This is a genomic window from Agrobacterium vitis (assembly GCF_013426735.1).
GTDB classification, from domain to species: Bacteria; Pseudomonadota; Alphaproteobacteria; order Rhizobiales; family Rhizobiaceae; genus Allorhizobium; species Allorhizobium vitis_D.
Genome location: NZ_AP023272.1, coordinates 2854255 through 2872776 on the forward strand (window position 1 = coordinate 2854255; position 18522 = coordinate 2872776).

At 56.9% G+C, this 18522-nt stretch carries 13 protein-coding genes; 8 read left to right on the top strand and 5 right to left on the bottom strand.

Going from position 1 to position 18522, the window contains the following annotated elements; translation table 11 throughout:
* The first annotated feature begins 47 nt into the window (after nt 1-47).
* Entirely contained in the window at nt 48-506 is a 459-nt protein-coding gene (locus H1Y61_RS13340; RefSeq protein ID WP_174110486.1) for an RDD family protein, read from the top strand.
* Nucleotides 507-842: 336 nt separating this feature from the next.
* A complete protein-coding gene (locus tag H1Y61_RS13345) occupies nt 843-1604 on the top strand; it encodes an arginyltransferase (protein ID WP_015915572.1) in 762 nt (253 codons plus the stop codon).
* Nucleotides 1605-1685: 81 nt separating this feature from the next.
* On the opposite strand, the gene H1Y61_RS13350 is transcribed toward H1Y61_RS13345, so the two are convergent.
* Nucleotides 1686-3467, bottom strand: a complete 1782-nt coding sequence (locus H1Y61_RS13350) for a sensor domain-containing phosphodiesterase (protein ID WP_180572861.1) — start codon at nt 3465-3467, stop codon at nt 1686-1688.
* Nucleotides 3468-3938: 471 nt separating this feature from the next.
* Nucleotides 3939-4985: a class I SAM-dependent methyltransferase gene (locus tag H1Y61_RS13355; RefSeq protein WP_180572862.1), complete on the bottom strand. Its 1047-nt coding sequence runs from the start codon at nt 4983-4985 to the stop codon at nt 3939-3941.
* A gap of 317 nt (nt 4986-5302) precedes the next feature.
* Between H1Y61_RS13355 and H1Y61_RS13360 the strand changes: the two genes are divergently transcribed.
* Nucleotides 5303-7327 carry a putative bifunctional diguanylate cyclase/phosphodiesterase gene (locus tag H1Y61_RS13360; protein ID WP_180572863.1) on the top strand — a complete coding sequence of 675 codons (2025 nt, stop codon included), beginning with the start codon at nt 5303-5305 and terminating at the stop codon, nt 7325-7327.
* A 108-nt stretch (nt 7328-7435) separates the two neighbouring features.
* On the opposite strand, the gene parC is transcribed toward H1Y61_RS13360, so the two are convergent.
* On the bottom strand, nt 7436-9712 hold the full coding sequence (gene parC / locus H1Y61_RS13365) for a DNA topoisomerase IV subunit A (RefSeq protein ID WP_174110482.1): 2277 nt from the start codon (nt 9710-9712) through the stop codon (nt 7436-7438).
* A 304-nt stretch (nt 9713-10016) separates the two neighbouring features.
* On the opposite strand from parC, the gene H1Y61_RS13370 reads away from it, so the two are divergent.
* Nucleotides 10017-11240 (top strand): AsmA family protein, encoded by a 1224-nt coding sequence (locus H1Y61_RS13370; protein WP_180572864.1) that lies wholly within the window; start codon nt 10017-10019, stop codon nt 11238-11240.
* 80 nt (nt 11241-11320) lie between these two features.
* Here H1Y61_RS13370 and H1Y61_RS13375 read toward each other — a convergent pair whose 3' ends face one another.
* The gene (locus tag H1Y61_RS13375) at nt 11321-11851 is read right to left on the bottom strand and encodes an FUSC family protein (RefSeq protein WP_180572865.1); all 531 of its coding nucleotides are present in this window, start codon (nt 11849-11851) and stop codon (nt 11321-11323) included.
* Nucleotides 11852-11855: 4 nt separating this feature from the next.
* On the bottom strand, nt 11856-13661 hold the full coding sequence (gene aspS, locus H1Y61_RS13380; protein ID WP_180572866.1) for an aspartate--tRNA ligase: 1806 nt from the start codon (nt 13659-13661) through the stop codon (nt 11856-11858).
* Between the two features lie 219 nt (nt 13662-13880).
* Between aspS and H1Y61_RS13385 the strand changes: the two genes are divergently transcribed.
* The 4 genes from H1Y61_RS13385 (at nt 13881) to H1Y61_RS13400 (ending at nt 18500) form a co-directional block, all read left to right on the top strand.
* Entirely contained in the window at nt 13881-15116 is a 1236-nt protein-coding gene (locus H1Y61_RS13385; RefSeq protein WP_087727712.1) for an MFS transporter, read from the top strand.
* Nucleotides 15117-15203: 87 nt separating this feature from the next.
* Nucleotides 15204-16616 (top strand): multicopper oxidase family protein, encoded by a 1413-nt coding sequence (locus H1Y61_RS13390; RefSeq protein ID WP_180572867.1) that lies wholly within the window; start codon nt 15204-15206, stop codon nt 16614-16616.
* Between the two features lie 235 nt (nt 16617-16851).
* On the top strand, nt 16852-18006 hold the full coding sequence (gene rnd, locus H1Y61_RS13395) for a ribonuclease D (RefSeq protein WP_015915562.1): 1155 nt from the start codon (nt 16852-16854) through the stop codon (nt 18004-18006).
* Nucleotides 18006-18500 (top strand): GNAT family N-acetyltransferase, encoded by a 495-nt coding sequence (locus H1Y61_RS13400; protein WP_180572868.1) that lies wholly within the window; start codon nt 18006-18008, stop codon nt 18498-18500. The genes rnd and H1Y61_RS13400 overlap by 1 nt, the downstream gene beginning before the upstream one ends.
* The last annotated feature ends 22 nt before the right edge of the window (nt 18501-18522 follow it).

The following is an 18522-nucleotide window of genomic DNA, read 5'->3' on the forward strand; positions in this document are numbered from 1 at the left end:
TCGGAGCGGGGCTTCCCATATCATCGTCATCGACCAAGGAGACGATCATGAGCTTCGATCCGAATATGACCACCGTGGCTCCGACCGACTGGCGCGCCTATAGCGGCGTGCTGTCGCGCCGGGTCTTTGCCTTCATCATCGACTATGTCCTGGTCGGGCTCCTGTGGGTTCCCGCCGCCGTCGTGGTGTTCTTTCTCGGCGTCATCACGCTTGGCCTCGGATGGCTCCTTTATCCAATTCTGTTTTTCATCGTCGCTGGCCTTTATTTCGGTCTGTCGCTGGCCGGCCGCTCTCAGGCGACGCCTGGCATGCGGGCCATGGGAATTGCCATGATTCGCCTGGATGGCACCAAGATTGATTTCGTCACAGCCATTGCCCATCTGGCACTGTTCTGGATCCTCAATTCCGTGTTGACGCCCCTGATTCTGCTGGCAGGCCTGTTTACTGATCGCTCGCGACTGGTCCATGACTTGCTGCTCGGTACGGCTGCGCTTCGCGCTGGCTGAGTGAAAGTCGGCACCCACTAAAAATTAGTAGCTGCGACAGGAATGTTTACAATTTCACGTTGAGCAGCCGAATCGTGAAATGAAAGAGTTGACCTTTTAAAATCTTGAGCCATGCTAGACATGAACTTGAAGGTCATGGGCAATACCGGGAATCATTGAAAGTGACTTTTGGTATTGCACTTTCGAATATCTCAAGCGCTTGATGCATTTGAGATATTCGACATTCCTGCAAGGTGAGGATGCGTTAGCACCTTCGATGTCTTGGTGTAATGTGCATTCCCGGCCAATGAAGCAAGCGCGCTTTTCCGGGTGCCTGAGAGGACGCATAGACAAAGCATGAACACGCAGGCTGCTACGTCTCCGCAGTTTTATCTGACAGCGCCCGCGCCCTGCCCTTACTTGGCGGGGGAAATGGAGCGGAAAGTCTTCACGCACCTTGTGGGACCACGCGCGCCGGAAATGAACGATCTTCTGACACAGGGCGGCTTTCGCCGATCGCAGAATATCGCCTACCGTCCAGCCTGCGAAACCTGCCGCGCCTGCATTTCCGTGCGGATCGTCGCCCGGGAATTCCAGCCGAACCGGACCATGCGGCGTGTGGCGGGCGTCAATGCCGATCTCACCAGCAGCGTCTTTGCCGCCCAGCCTTCGACCGAACAATTCTCACTGTTTCGAACCTATCTCGATCATCGCCACCAACAGGGCGGCATGTCGGACATGTCGGCGCTCGATTTTGCAATCATGGTGGAAGACAGCCATGTCAAAACCAAGGTGATCGAATATCGCCTGCCGAAAGTGGACGAGGACAGCGACCGCCCCGGCGAACTGGTGGCCGTGGCGCTATCCGATATCCTCAGCGACGGATTGTCGATGGTCTATTCCTTCTTCAATCCGGCCATGGAAAAACGGTCTCTCGGCACATTCATGGTTCTCGACCATATCCGCCGTGCCAACGAGATGGGCCTACCCCATGTCTATCTGGGTTATTGGGTGAACGGCTCCCGTAAAATGGGATATAAAATCCGCTTCCTGCCGCAAGAACATCTGCTCAGCCAGGGCTGGACCCGTTATGAGCCAGAAAGCGGCGTAGAAGAGTAATAAACATTACTCTTCGTATGCCTTTGGCAGCCTCCTCAAAAGGAGGATACCTCAGCATCTTACGAGACTTGGTAGAGTGGATCAGGCGACCCGAGCCGCCTGATCGGCAGCCTCACGACGATGGCGCAGCCATTCCGGCAGGACTTCCGCCGCCATGGGACGCGACAGCCAGAAGCCCTGAATCTCATCGCAACCCATCGCTTGCAGGAGATCGGCGGCCTCAAGCGTTTCGACGCCTTCCGCCACCACTTCATAGCCTAGACTGTGCGAAAGGTTGATCATCGATCGCACCAACACGCGCTCGCGATTGCCTTTTGCCATATCAGCGACGAAAGAACGGTCGATTTTCACAACATCAGCAGGCAATTTCTGCATATAGGCCAGGCTGCTATAGCCAGTGCCGAAGTCATCAATCGCCAGCCGGACACCATGGGCGCTCAGCGCGTGCAGAAGGTCGAGTGACTTTTCGGTCTCCCTCATCATCGCCGTTTCCGTCAGTTCAAATTCAATCTGACCCGGCAGAACATCGTATTTCGCCAGCTTTTCCTTCAGCAGTTCCAGAAATTCCGGCTCATTCAGATTGAGAGCCGAAATATTGATCGACAATCGCATATCGATGCCTTGACCTCGCAGAACGGCCAGATGCGACAGCGCCTTGTCAATCACCCAGGCGCTCATGGCGCGTACCAGATCGGAGGCTTCGATAACTGGCACGAATTCGGCGGGTGAAATCGACCCCAGTTCAGGATGGTTCCAGCGCAGCAATGCTTCGGCGCATTCCGCCTGACCGGTCTTCAAAGACAGCCTCGGCTGGAAAACCAGATGCAATTGATCCTGCGACGCCAGAGCGACAGGAAAATCCTGCAACAGGCGGAAGTTACGGCGATGCAGCAGATCATGATCGTCGGAGAAAAAGGCAATGCCGGTTTCGCTATCACGCGCGTCTTGAACCGCACTTTGCAGCGACCGCAGCACGTTTTCCGGCTCCATTGCGCCCGGATTGAACCAGGTCACCCCAAGCGAGGGTGTCATCGTCAAACGAAGATTGGCTACCTCACCGACATCGAACAGCAAGCTTTTCAAGACAGGAAGCAGGCTTTCGGACGTGGCGTCCTCTGGGGGGATCAAGGCGAACTGCATCGGGCCGATATGATAGGCGGGTGTATGATCGCCTATCGAACTCTGCAGAAACTGCGCAACGGAACGGATGACACTATCCAGATGCGATGGACCCATGACACGCGACAACCGGTCGAACTGCATGGTGCGAGCAAGGTCAAGAACGACGATCAATCGCTCCTTGCCACCGTGCTTGCCAATATCGGCAAGGTCGCTCACCAACTGGAAACGATTGGGCAGGCCGCTGGCGGCTTCGATACGGCCAACGGCATGCTGCATTTCTATCTGCGCCATGACCATGGCCGCCATATCGGACAACACGGACATCTCCCTGTCGCCGACCGTGTGAGGTTCATTATCAAGAACGCAGAGAGCGCCCAGCGAATACCCATCCGGCGTCATCAGCGGCACACCGGCATAGAAGCGCACGCCAGCCTGACCGAGGGGACTATCAACATAAAAAGCGTCATTGTGAAAATCGTTGACAATCAGTGGTCGACAGGTTTCCGCGACTTCAGCGCAGGGCGCCTTGAACCGTGGAATTTGGTTATGCTCGATTCCCACTTTGGACTTGAACCACTGGCGATCGACATCTGTCAGCGACACCGCCGCGACCGGCAATCCGAAAAATTGCGATACGATTCGCGTAATCCGATCGAAGCTTTCGCTTGGCAGGGTATCGAGTATTTTCAGGTTGCGTAGGCTGGTCAGTCTTGCCAGTTCGCGCTCTTGATCCACAGTCATCGCCTTCTTGGTAGGGCTCGAAGCATCTGATTATCATGCCGAAAGCCGGCCACGCAGAAACGCGGTTCCGAAAGGCGCAGCCAGGCAAAAAACTCTTCCGGCTTGCGTATTGAGCACGGTTCAATTTTTTTTGAGCGCACTTGCACAGCCTTTGTTCCATATGGAGCAGAAGTGATTAAAACCAAGTGACGATATTAACTGCAAAAAGTTTGAATTTATCTATGGTTATAGCATCGTGAATCATTGTTTTCATGCAAAACAAAACCCAGAATTCCGAAGAATTCTGGGCTTGGGGAACCACAACCAGTCATTTGGGAGATATGCTGGCTGCAAAATAACTGAAATCGATTTGCTTTAACGAGCCGCGCACCTGAAATGCAACGCGCAGGCTAGCGTAATGCCTCGGAAATTCTGGGCAAAGCCGAAAATATAATATATTCACGGATTTACACAGTAAACTCATAGTTAATCCTAGCCGATTTTGCGGATAAACCCGTAGACAATATTGCGGTTGGCGCCGAAACGAACCTGGGCGTCGATATCACCTTCCGGTGTGCTTGCATGAATAACGCGCCACATGTCCTGCTCGCTGCGCAGCAGCAGCGCCCAATTCATGAAGGTTTCCATATAGCCGTCGACGACAATATCTTCCGCAAAATTGGCGAACATAAAGACACCATTCGGCTTCAGCATGGAAAGGCACTTCTTCGTCAGCTTTACGGCAACCTTGTCGTTAAGGTAATCATAAAGGCCCGACGCATAGACGAAATCGAAAGTTCCAAGGTCATGCTGATTGGTCAAGAGGCTACGGACTGATCCATCGATAGGCTCTATGCAGGTGTTTGCAAAATCCCGGCGGATGGAACCGACACTCACAGGGTCCTGATCCAGCGCGATCCAGCGCTTGATTCTGCCCTCTTTCAGAGCGACTGAACGGTTGGCCTCGCGCAGATGGCCTGCGGCAATGGTCAGGATTTCAGCATCCGGCCCGCGTGACGTGGCAATTTCATCGACATGCTGGGTCAGGAGATCGCGGCGCTCCCGTACAGCGACAGATGACGACGCATCCTTGGTGTAATCATACAGCGCCAGCCCGAGAGGCGAAGCAGCGGCAATTTCATTCGCAACGCTTTCATGGCCGTAAATAAAGTCAAGTAATTGAGCATCCCCTGAATAACCGCGCGGCTTGACGCAAGACCAGCGCGTGAAAGGATCCTCAAGAAAATACTTAGATACTTTATGATTTTGCACCATCGGTATCAATGACTGCCATAAGGCAGGAGAAACCTTGTTGCGGAGATTATGAAGCGCTCCAGCCATCATTGCAATGATAGCAGCGGGATCTCTACCGTGCTCAAATTGCTGATAGGCAATATTGAGTGCCAGGCCCAATTCGGATTCCGCTAAAACCCGCTCACGATCATCGATTTTCTTGCCTTTTGGCGAAAAAACCTCTGCTGCAATTGCATCTGGAGTGACCAAGCTTTCGCCGTCCAAGACAGTTTCTATATACTGCATATCCGATCTACCTCTAATGTTTTATCGACAAAATTAAATGTTTGATAACTATAAAGTCTGATTCTAACTATGACGACTGGTGATTTAGGCAATTTTCTATTAAGGTTAATAGATGAGAGTGCGTCATATTCAGCTTGGTACAGAGGTTTGACGCTTGTCTAAATTTCAATTAAATTTAAGGGTAATTGTGCGCTGTATTACATGAGGGATTCGGGTTTAAAATAAAATGTGTACCGTGCTGAGTGTGTGAATAGCGCGCATGAAGGAATAGCTTGCATTCCTGTTCACGACGGTAAAACTCAGTGGAACAATCCAGCATGAAGCACCCCGGGTCGGACCCAGTGAAAACCGGTCTGCGTGGCACCCCTGACAGAAAGCGAACTGCAGAAGTCGTGAAGCTGTATCGAGACCAGACCGAATCCGAGCGTATTGCCGCAGCACGCCATGGCCTTTGGATCGCTGTGATCGTCTATCTGATGTTTTCAGGGATGGATTACATCCTCATTCCTGACGTTGCATCAACCTTGCTGATCAGCCGTTTTGCGGTTGGCGCTTTGTCTCTCATCATTTTGGAAGCCCAGATCTTCCTTGGCCCGAGAGCCAATATGATAGACTTGACCTGCGCCCTGGCGCTCATCATCGGTTATGGTGGCTGGCTTTTTCCGGCATCAATGACCGATTCGGTTGAGAATTTTCGCTATTACATGGTGTTTGGCGCGATTTTCATGATGGGTGCCAACCTGTTTTTCGGCCTGTATTTCCTGTTGTCGATTATCACCTCTGCTTCAGTACTTGCCTTGTTTCTCTGGGTTGTTACGAGTGTATTTGGCCGAGAAACGTCTTACATCATTGCTTTCGCTACGTTTTATGTCCTGTGCTTCGTCTTCACCAGCTATGTCAACTGGCGACTGAACAAGGAGCGCTACCATGTTTTCCTCAATGCGCTGGAGGCACGCAAGCAACATCGGGAAGCGATCGAACGCGGCAAAGCGCTGCTGCGCCTTTCCAACACAGACTATCTGACCGGCGTTGAAAACCGGCGTGCCATCGATCAGCGATTGCGAGACAATTGGGCTGAATGGCAAAGTTCAGGAACCGGATTTGCCGCAATTCTGGTCGATGTCGATTTTTTCAAGAAATACAACGACTATTACGGCCATCAGGCTGGCGACCACTGTCTGGTTCTGGTCGCCAATGCTCTGAAGACAGCCCTCCTGCCCTTCAATGCCTCCATCGGCCGTTATGGCGGCGAGGAATTTATCGTTCTGGCTCCAGCCGCTAGCCATGACGATGTTGGGCTGCTGGCTGAGATGATTCGCAATACCGTGGAAAAAATGTCGCTGGTCCATGATCAGCGCAAGGATGGCATCAACGTCGTCACGGTCAGCGTCGGCGCGGCCTTTACACGCCCTCATTTCGGTCCACGGCTGGAAAAGATCATTACCGAGGCGGACCGGGCGCTCTATTCGGCCAAGGCCAATGGTCGTAATTGCGTGCGGCTGTTTGACCCGAACGACCCGCAAAGCAGCGACGATAGCGAACACATTGCCGCTCTGTTGCGGGTGGCTGTGGCCAATAACCTTGTTTCCCTCGTCTATCAGCCGATCCTCAACCTCACGACCGGCAAGATCGACGCTGCGGAAGCCCTGATGCGGCTGAAACTGCTGGACGGGACGCCTGTCACACCCTCGGTGTTCATCCCGATTGCCGAGCGGACAGGTTCGATTCTCGATCTCGGCCTGTGGACGCTTCGCCAGGCCTGCACCGAAATCCTCGTTCCCGGCCACGCGCCGGTCGTTAGTATCAATGTCTCTCCCATTCAATTGAAAACCCGCGGCTTTGCCGCCGCCGTCGCTGAAATCCTGATCGATACCGGCGTCGATGGGCAGCATGTTGCCTTCGAAATCACCGAAGGCATCAATATGGATCGTCAATCCGACATCCTGCGCTGCATCAAGGACCTTGAAAATATGGGCATACGCATCTGGCTGGATGATTTTGGCACCGGTTTCGCCGGACTGTCCTGGCTGCGGCTCTTCAATTTTGACACGGTGAAGATCGACAGATCCTTCCTTCAGGACAGCGATACGCCGAAGGGACGCTCCATGCTGCGCGACATCATCGCGCTGGTCCGCAATCGTGGCCACCGCATTCTTGTCGAGGGCATCGAGACCGAGGAACAGCTGGAGCTAATGCGGCAGTTCGACATCGATCATGTGCAGGGATTCTACATCGGCCGCCCGGCCACGCTGGATGTCTTCAAGTCCAAACCCCTGAACCATTTTAGCCCAGCTGAGATGGAAAGCACAGGCGCGCCGATGATTACCCATTTCATCAGCTAGGGTATTCAATGTTTCTCGGGAATACAGAAATACGCTACAGCCTGAGCCATTGGCAAAACAGAACCGGCGTCCCTGCGCACTGCATGGTGCGCAGGGCGAAACGGGCAATCAGCCGCTGAATTTGCCGCTGCGCGGGAAGCCCTTGGGAACCGTGCGTCCGGCTCCGGCCCGGTCGCCCAGCCATTCCAACAGTTCGTCCTTGCTGCGGGTGAAGCTCCGGCCCGCACTGTCTTCCCAGGACAGCCCGTCTGCGAGGGTAAAGCACTTGATGTCGGAGACACCGCCGTCCTTATAACGTTGCAGGCGCACGCCCTTGCCGCGGCTCATTTCCGGGACCTGTGCCAGCGGGAAGACCACCATTTTGCGGTTTTCACCGACGACGGCCACATGGTCGCCGGAAATCGGCACGACCAGCTTGGTTTCATCTGGCATGCCGACATTCATCACCTGCTTACCCTTGCGGGTATTGGCGGTGATGTCGCTTTCCGCGACGATGAAGCCATTGCCACCCGTGGAGGCGATGAGCAGCTTGCGGGCTGGATCGTGGACGAAAGCCGTCAGCACATCCTGATCGTTTTCCATATCGACCATGATGCGGATCGGCTCGCCATGGCCGCGCCCGCCGGGCAGCTTGTCGCCGCCAAGCGTATAGACCTTGCCACCGGTGGTCACCAGCAGGATCTTATCTGTGGTCTGGGCCGGGAACGCCACGCGCAACCCATCGCCTTCCTTGAAGGTCAGGCTGGCCTTGTCGTAGCTGTGGCCCTTCAGCGCCCGTATCCAGCCCTTTTCAGAGATGACGACAGTGATCGGCTCTTTCTCGATCATCGCCTGCTGAATAGCATCGACATCGGCGTCCGGCGCATTGGCAAACAGTGTGCGACGGCGGCCAATGTCGGTGGCCTTGGCGTATTTCTTCTTCACCTCACCGATTTCCGAGGCGACAGTCCCCCATTGCAGGTCGTCGGAGGCCAGCAATGTCTCGATCTCTGCCTTTTCCTTGGAGAGCGCATCGTGTTCCTTGCGGATCTCGAATTCCTCGAGCTTGCGCAAATTGCGCAACCGCATGTTCAAGATGGCCTCGGCCTGGTTGTCCGTCAGCTCGAAACGGGCGATCAGCGCGTCCTTGGCCTCGTCTTCCTCGCGGATGATGCGGATCACCTCGTCGAGATTGAGATAAGCGATCAGCAAGCCACCGAGAATTTCCAGCCGCCGGTCAATGGCCGCCAGCCGGAAGCGCGACCGGCGCACCAGCACGTCCTTGCGGTGGTCCAGCCATTCCAGCAGCACCTCGTTCAGCGCCATCACCTTCGGTACTTTACCTTGGGAGAGGACGTTCATGTTCAGCGGAATGCGGCTTTCCAGCTCAGACAGCTTGAACAGCGATTCCATCAGGATGGTCGGATCAACCGTGCGGCTCTTCGGCACCAGCACGACGCGAACGTCTTCGGCTGACTCATCGCGAATGTCTTCCAGCAACGGCAGGCGCTTGGCGATCAGCAATTCGGCGATCTTTTCGATCAACCGTGATTTCTGCACCTGGAACGGGATCTGGGTGATGACGATCTGATAGCCGCCGCGCCCGAGGTCTTCCGTCTCCCATTTGGCCCGTACCCGGAAACCGCCGCGTCCGGTGCGATAGGTTTCCAGCATGCTTTCGCGGCTTTCGATGACAATGCCACCAGTCGGGAAATCCGGTCCCTCTATGCCGCCGCGCTGCGGATGAGCCGGATCGGCAAACAGCTCTTCGACAGAAGCGCTACGGTTCTTGATCAGATAAAGCGCCGCATCACACAGCTCATGGGCATTGTGCGGCGGTATAGAGGTTGCCATGCCGACCGCGATGCCGGAGGCGCCATTGGCGAGCAGATTGGGGAAAGCGCCGGGCAACACGACCGGCTCGTCGTCTTCCTCGTTATAGGTCGGACGAAAATCCACCGCATCCTGTTCGATACCCTCAAGCAGAAGCCCGGCAACGTCGGTCATCCGTGCTTCGGTATATCGGTAGGCAGCCGCCGAATCGCCGTCGATATTGCCGAAATTGCCCTGACCATCGACAACGGGATAGCGCTGGGAAAAATCCTGGGCCAGCCGCACCAGCGCATCATAGACCGACTGGTCGCCATGCGGGTGAAATTTACCGATGACATCGCCGACGATACGGGCGCATTTCTTGAAGGCGGAATTGGGCCTGATGCCCATTTCGCTCATCGCATGGATGATGCGCCGATGCACCGGCTTCAGCCCATCGCGCACGTCAGGCAGCGCCCGATGCATGATGGTAGACAGCGCATAGGCCAGGTAGCGCTCTTCCAGCGCGTATTTCAGATCGATCGGTGTGACGTTATCGCCACCGTCGCCAGGCGGTATAAGACTTTTTCCCATGCCCCTTGCGTAGCCGAGAACCCCTTGCACGGCAAGGATTCCGGGGGATGCACCTGTGGATTATCCGATCCGGGCGTTTACGGTCTATGAGACAAAATCAAACTACAGCGCCGTGCGCCCTATATGGCGCACAAAGGTTCGCTGTAGCTCTTTATATCTGCTGCATAATTTTCTCCTTAAATCGAATCCGATTTAAGGAATTATGCAGTAGTACGACAAAAAGCATGGCGGATTTCCGCACTGTCTTATAAAGGATCATCACCGCGCAATCGCGCATATCCTTTTGTTCTTAGAGGGAATTGTTATGACGACGCATAAATCCGCCGGGCCTGCCCTGCGCCGTATCCTCTCGGTCAGTGCCGCCATTCTCGTGCTTCCCACGGCAGCTTTTGCGCTGGATGGCCAGGATTTGCTCGCCAAGATCAATAAATCCTATACCGGGGGCAATGCGGCCATTACCGCCAGTTCCATCGATATCAACGGCGATGTCGTGACGCTGCGCGGCACCAAGCTGAAGCCAGCCAAGGCTTCGGATACAGGCCCGGATTCGACGCCAGTCTCCATCGGCGACGTGAAGATGAGTGGTGTTATCGAAAACCAGGACGGCTCCTACGAGATCGACCGGGTTGATTTCCAGCCGCTCAATCTGGTTGAAAAAAACTCAACCGTCACCGCCTCCGATCTCTATCTGTCCGGCGTCACCGTTCCGGCCAAGACCGATGGCGGCGATCTCGCCTCCATGCTGTTCTATGAAAAGGCCCATAGCGGCCCGGTCAGCGTCAAGGCGGATGGCAAGGAAGTGCTGTCCATGGCCGAGGCCGAAGCGACAACGGCAATCGAGGACGATGGAGCCAGCCTCGCTTTCGAAGGGACTGTCAAAGGCTTCAAACTCGACCTGTCCACCGTCGATGATCCAAAGAGCCGCGATGCAATCGAAAAGCTCGGAATCAGCATGCTGGATGGCGGCATGACCATGAAAGGCAGCTGGGAACTGCAATCGGGAACGATTGACGTTCAAAACTACACGCTCGATTTCAAGAATGTTGGTAAGCTGACGGTGGCGCTCGGCCTGTCCGGTTATACGCTGGACCTGGTCAAGCAACTTCAGGAAACCGCCCGGGCCATGGAAACCAATGCCAAGGACCCGCAGGCGCAGCAGGCCTCCGGCATTGCCATTCTCGGCCTGATGCAGCAAATGTCCTTCCTGGGCGCCGATATCCGCTTCGACGATGCCGGCATTACCGAGCGGGCACTGGCCTATAGCGGCAGCCAACAGGGCGTTTCGGGCAAGGATATGGGCCAGATGGTCAAGGCCATGATGCCTCTGATGCTGGCCCAGGCCAAGCTTGGCGATTTCCAGAATGTCGTCACGTCAGCCGTCAATGCCTATATCGACAATCCGAAAAGCCTGACGATCTCCGCGGAACCGCAGAACCCGGTCCCCTTCCCGATGATCGTCGGCGCCGCCATGGGCGCACCGGAAACGCTGCCCAAGGTTCTGGGCGCGAAGGTAACGTCTAACGACTAAGGGTCATCGAACTCGAACATAGACGATAAAAGCCGCCAGACTGGCGGCTTTTTTTGTGGAATGCGTTATTGCAGATTGCGCTATTTTTCCTGCGGCCCCTGCCCTGCATCCTTGCTGGGCGTGGTCGCCGTGTCATGCAGTGTCGTCGCATTGCGAAACAGGATGAGCGCGAAGACAAGTCCGGTGGAGACGCCGATGATGACATCGAGAAAGCGCACCAGCCCACCGGTCGCAGGGCCAAGCAGGATGACCAGAAGTGCTGAGGCGCCAGCCTGGATAGGCGTGACGGGTGCCAGATTGGCCAACGCGCCCAGAAACATCGCGGCGAATATGGCCAGCGAAATCTGCACGCCGAGCACACTTATCGGCAGGAGAAAGATCAGCTCGCCGACCGCGATGCCGATGGTCACGCCAATGACAACATTGATACCTTGGCGCAGGTGATTGGGAATGCCCGGAGCCAGACAGATGATCGCGGCTATGGCGGCAAAGATCGGCTGCTGATGGCCGAACAGCCAGTGGGCACCATAAAACGCGAACGCCGCAGCTATGGCTGCGGCGGTCGCATGGCTGAAGGCATCCCGGATATGGCTAGCAAACCGGGACCACATCGGTTCAGTCTTTCTTCGGCGTCGGCACCACGCGCAGCGCCAATTCGCGCAGCTGGGTCGGCGTTGCCGGAGCCGGTGCGCCCATCAACAGATCCTGCGCCTGCTGGTTCATCGGGAACAGCGAGATTTCGCGCAGGTTCTTGGCACCCACCAGCAGCATGACCACGCGGTCGATACCGAATGCGCAGCCGCCATGCGGCGGTGCGCCGTATTGGAAGGCGCGGTAGAGGCCGCCGAAGCGTTCTTCCACGTCCGTCTGGCTGAGACCAACCTTCTCGAACGCCTTGACCATCAGTTCTGGCGACTGGTTACGGATCGAGCCGGAGGCGATTTCAAAGCCGTTACAGACGGCGTCATACTGGTAAGCCTTGAGTGTCAGCGGGTCTTGGCTGTCGAAGGCTTCCGGGCCACCCTGCGGCATGGAGAACGGGTTGTGGGCGAAGTCGATCTTCTTTTCTTCCTCGCTCCATTCGTAGAACGGGAAGTCGACAATCCAGCACATTTCAAACCGGTCGCGGTCAATCAAGTTTAGCTCTTCGCCTGCACGGGTGCGGGCTTCGCCAGCGAACTTATAGAACTTGGCCGGATCACCGGCGACGAAGAAGCAGGCATCGCCAGCGCCAAGGCCAAGCTGGGCGGCAATGGCGGCTGTGCGTTCTTCGCCAATGTTCTTGGCCAAGGGACCGGAGCCGGCAACCTTGCCGTCTTCTTCCTTCCAGAAGATGTAGCCAAGGCCCGGCTGGCCGGTAGATTGCGCCCAGGCATTCATGCGATCGCAGACGGCGCGGCCAATCGCGCCTGTTGCTTCCGTGTGCTTGACCGGGATCGCCCAGACCTCAACCTTCGGGTTGGAGGCAATCATGCTTGCAAAAATCTTGAAGCCTGAATCAGCGAAATGCTCGGTCACGGCCTGCATGACAACAGGGTTACGCAGGTCTGGCTTGTCGGAGCCGTATTTGCGGATCGCTTCATCATAGGGAATGCGTGGCCATTGCTTCGTCACAGGCTTGCCTTCGGCAAACTGCTCGAACACCTTGGTCATCATCGGTTCCATCGTGGTCCAGACATCTTCCTGGGTCACGAAGCTCATTTCCACGTCGAGCTGGTAGAACTCGCCGGGCAGACGGTCAGCGCGCGGGTCTTCATCGCGGAAGCAAGGGGCAATCTGGAAGTAGCGGTCGAAACCAGCCACCATCAACAGCTGCTTATACTGCTGCGGAGCCTGCGGCAGGGCGAAGAACTGGCCTTCGTGGATACGGCTTGGCACCAGAAAGTCACGCGCACCTTCGGGCGAAGAGGCGGTCAGGATGGGCGTGGTGTATTCGGCAAAGCCAAGCTCACTCATGCCGTTGCGCATGGATGAAATAATCTGGGTGCGCTTGACGATGTTCTTGTGCAGAGTCTCGCGGCGAAGGTCGATGAAGCGATACTTCAGGCGCACATCTTCCGGATATTCCGGCTCGCCAAACACTGGCAGCGGCAATTCCTTGGCCACGGCGAGAATTTCGATTTCCTGCGCATACAGCTCGATTTCGCCGGTCTGCATGGCCTTGTTGACCGTCTCATCGGCGCGGGCCTTGACCACGCCATCGATGCGGATCACCCATTCGCCGCGCACGGTCTCGGCCAGCTTGAAAGCCGGGCTATCGGGATCGGCCACCACCTGCGTGATGCCGTAATGGTCACGAAGGTCGATGAAGAGAACGCCGCCGTGGTCGCGGACGCGGTGGACCCAGCCGGAAAGGCGCACGGTGGCACCAACATCGGACTTGCGGAGAGCGGCACAGGTGTGGCTGCGATAACGATGCATTTCGAACGATCCTGGACATGTGTAAAAGGTCAGCACGGACGCAAGGAATGCGCGCTTGGCTGGCATGGAAAATCGGGCGGAAAAGCGCATGGCCGGCCCGATTTGTCAAGGCTACAGGCTTTTACGCTTTGGATTTACGCTATATCGGCATCTCCTGCCGGGGTAAACGTCGCATGCTGTTATAGCCCGACTCACCTGCATTTGAAAATCCGGCCCATCATGAACGATATACGTCCGCTTTTGCCCCTGCTCGTCACCGCCGGTATTCTGATCGGCGGCAATGGCTTGCAGGGCACGTTCATTTCGCTGCGTGCCCTTGAAGAAGGGTTCTCGACGACGATGATCGGCGTGGTCGGCACCGGCTATAATATCGGCTTTGCCATCGGCTGCATCTATGTGACGAGGCTGATCCGGGAAATCGGCCATATCCGCGCCTTTGCCGGGCTGGCGGCGATTGCCTCTGCCGCCTCCATCGCCATGCTGATCTTCATTCACCCTGCCGCATGGTTTTCGATGCGGCTCATCCAGGGCGTCTGCTTTGCCGGGCTGTTTGCCGTGGTGGAAAGCTGGCTCAATGCCCGCGTCACCAATGAGACACGGGCGCGCACCTTGTCGATCTATCGCTTCGTCGATCTCGGCTCAGTGACGGTCGCGCAATATATCATTCCGGCGGTCGGGATTTCCGGTGTGGATCTGTTTGCGCTGATCGCCATGGCGCTGTCTCTGTCGCTGGTGCCGATTTCCTTTGCCGACCGCACCAGCCCTGCCCCGCCCAGGCATGTGGAGTTTAACATCAAGGCCCTGTGGGGCATTTCGCCGCTGGCGACCATCGGCTGTATTGTGGTGGGGCTGACCAATTCCAGTTTCCGGTCGCTCGGACCGATCTATGCAGAAGGCATCGGCATGTCGGTCACGGCCATCGTCACCTTCATGAGCATCGGGATTTTTGCTGGTGTCGTGCTACAATATCCACTCGGCCATTATTCCGACAAGCTGGATCGGCGCACCATCATTCTGGTAGCCGCCGGCGGTGCCATGCTAGCCGGGCTATTCCTGACCTTCGTGGCGGGAACAAGCGAGATCCTCAATTTCATCGGGATTTTCCTGTTCGGCGCCTTTGCCATGCCGCTCTATTCGCTGTGCTCGGCCCATGCCAATGACCATGCCGCCCCCGGCCAGCATGCGCTGGTCTCGGCAGGAACGTTGTTTTTCTGGTCCTGCGGGGCCGTGGTCGGGCCAATGTTTGCCTCCGTCCTACTCGACCATTTCGGACCAAGGGCGCTGTTTAGCTATATGGTCGTCGTGCTGGCGCTGTTCATCCTCTACACCCTGCTGCGGATGCGGGCGCGCGAAGCGGTCCCGACGGAGGAGCGACGCTATCCCTTCCGGGCGCTGCTGCGCACCTCGGCCTTTTTCAGCAAGCTCGCTGCACCTGTGCGAACGAAGCGGAAATAGGCTCGGCGGCATAGGCCTGGGATATTGCTGATTTCCACAATCAACTTTAAAAGACCAACGTCCCGTCCGACGCTGGAACCGCCCATCATGCCCATTCTCTCCCGCCGCACCCTGTTGAAAGCCTCCGCTGTTGCCACTGCCTATGGCGCAGGGCTCGGCATTGCCAGCCGCTTCCAGGGCACGCGCATGGCCTTTGCCGCCCCCAAACCGTTGGAAATCGAGGCGCGGTTTACCTCAGCCACCCTCGACGGCAGCCATGAGACGAAAAAGCTGATGAGCTTTGCTCTGCCGGGCCAGACGGCGGCAATGCCACCCACCATCCGCATGCGCCGGGGCGAGCCTTTCGCCGCAAAACTGATAAACCATATCGATGATGCCACCACCATTCACTGGCATGGCTTGCGGATTCCAAACGCCATGGACGGCGTGCCCTTCCTGACCCAGCCCTATGTCTATCAGGGCGACAGCTTCGATTATGCCTTCACGCCGCCGGATGCCGGTACGTTCTGGTATCACCCGCATTGCAACACGCTGACCCAGATGGCGACGGGCATGACCGGAATGATCGTGGTAGAAGACCCCGACGACCCGGCCTTCGACGCGGAAATCGATCTCAATCTGCGCGACTGGCGGCTGGGCGACGATGGCCAGTTCATCGCGCTATTTAAGCCACGCGACACCGCCCGCGCCGGAACATTCGGCACCGTGCGCACCGCCAATTGGCAGGTGGAGCCGCGCTACGATGCGCCCAGCGGCGGTTTGACCCGGGTTCGGATCGTCAATACCGACGTGACGCGGATCTATACGCTGAAACTGGAAGGCGCGGAGGCGGTGATCGTCGCACTGGACGGTCAGCCGGTGCCGGCGATCCTGCCGATGCAGCTTGCCATCGTCGCACCCGGCCAGCGCATGGACATCATCCTGAAAATGCCCGACAGCGAAGGCAGCGAGGCGCGGCTGACCGATATTCGCCCCAGCACCCCGAAAACCGTCGTCAGCTTCCGCGCCACCGGAGCATCCTTGAAACGCGCCCTGAAGGACGTGCCGCCACTGCGGCCCAATCTCTTCGACAAGCCCGATCTCTCATCCGCCCAGCATATTCCGCTGGTGCTTTCCGCCACGGCGGAAAATGGCGCGAAAGAGTCAATCTGCGGCACGCTCGGTTATTCCTTCTGGGCAATCAACAAGGTGACATGGCCGGGCGACACACCGGACCCGACCGCGCCGCTGGCCGAATTGAAGCTGGGTAAGAGCTACATCTTCGACCTGGTGAACGACACGCCCCATGCTCACCCCATCCATCTGCACGGCATGAACTTCCAGGTGATTGCCTCCAACAACCGTCCTGCCGTACCGCTGATCTCCGATACCTATCTGGTCATGCCCGATGAAAAGGTGCAACTCGCTTTGGTGGCCGACAATCCCGGCGACTGGGTTTTGCATTGCCACATCATTGAGCATCAGAAGACCGGCATGACCAGCTATGTCAGGGTCTCGTGACCGGAGGCATTCTCATTCGGCATTCGTGCTTCATGCCCAGGTAGAAAACCGTCCCGAACCCGCTGCCGCCGAGGCCTTGGACAGGCACCGTGTCCTCCAGGTCACATTGGCGTCACGATCCGTTAAAAACCGGGGAGTTTTGGCCATAGACGGCCTCAAACCTTGTCATCAACTTGACAATAAGGACGCAAGGGGGAAGGAAAGAAATGAATTCGAAGAGATATGCCGGGGCCCAATGATTTCTACAACTCAAGATTTAGAAGCCGCTTGCGAAAAACTGGCCAAATCTGAATTTATCACCATTGATACTGAATTCCTGCGTGAAACCACCTTCTGGCCGGAGCTGTGCCTGATCCAGATGGCCAGTCCCGATCTAGAGGTCATTGTCGATCCGCTGGCCGAGGGGCTCGACCTTGCACCCTTTTTCAAGTTGATGGCCAATGGCGATGTGATCAAGGTGTTTCACGCCGCGCGCCAGGACATCGAAATCATTTTTCACCTGGGCAATCTCATTCCCCATCCAATCTTCGACACCCAGGTGGCGGCCATGGTCTGCGGCTTTGGCGACAGCGTGTCCTATGACCAGCTGGTCCAGAAGATCAAGAATATCCATATCGATAAAAGCTCGCGCTTTACCGACTGGAGCCGCCGTCCGCTTTCGGAAAAGCAGCTGGATTACGCGCTCGCCGATGTCACCCATCTGCGCGATGTCTACCTGACTCTGAACGCAGAACTGGAACGTGAGGGCCGCGCCAGCTGGCTCAGCGAAGAAATGGCCATTCTTGAATCCCGCGACACCTATGACCTGCATCCCGACGACGCCTGGCAGCGCCTGAAGATGCGGCTGAGAAAACCGCAGGAACTGATGGTGATGAAAGCCGTCACCGCCTGGCGTGAGCGTGAGGCCCGCGCCCGCAACGTGCCCCGCTCACGGGTGATCAAGGACGACGCCATTTTCGAAATCGCCCAGCAGCAGCCCAGGGATGTCGAGGCGCTCGGACGGCTGAGGACCATTCCGAAGGGCTGGGAGCGCTCGGCACCGGGCGGCGCGATCATCGACGCGGTCAATGCGGCCCTGGCGATCCCCAAGGCCGAATGGCCGCAGGTCCAGCGCCAGAACCATGTGCCGGAAGGCACGGCACCGGCGGTGGAACTGCTCAAGGTGCTGCTGCGTCTGACCTGCGAACAGCATGGCGTCGCCGCCAAGATGATCGCCAATACCGACGACCTGGAAAAGATTGCCGTCGAGGGCGAACAGGCCGATGTGCAGGCCATGCGTGGCTGGCGGCGTGATCTGTTCGGCGAATCGGCGCTGAAGCTGATCAATGGCGGGGTTGCCCTCCGCTTCGTCGGCAAGAAGATCGAAGCCGTCGAATTTATCGAACCTTGATGGTGTCGCTGCGCGCGGCCACAGAGGCAGATATCGGGTTCATGATGTCGGCAGAGCGCCAACCCGGCTACGACCTGCTGGTCGGTCGGTTCAGCGCGGCGGAACATCTTGCCAATCTCAATGATCCCGCGAAGGCCTATCGGATCGCCGTGTCGCCGGATGGCGAGCCGCTCGGCTTCGTGTTGTTCCGCGACATCAATGATCCGCAGGATAATCTCTATATCAAGCGCGTCGTGGTTGCCGCTCCCGAAAAGGGAACCGGCACGGCGATGATGCGGCTTGCGCTGGATTGGGCATTCACCACCACCTCCGCCTATCGGATCTGGCTAACCCACATACCGAATAACCGGCGCGCCCACGCACTTTACAGCAAGCTCGGCTTTCAACAGGAAGGCGTGCTGCGCGGAGCCTATGGCCACCGTCAGGACCAACGCGGTGACCTCGTGCAGATGTCACTGCTGAAACCGGAATGGGACAGCGTAACGTCCGGCTGATAAGATCGCCCTCGCAGCACTG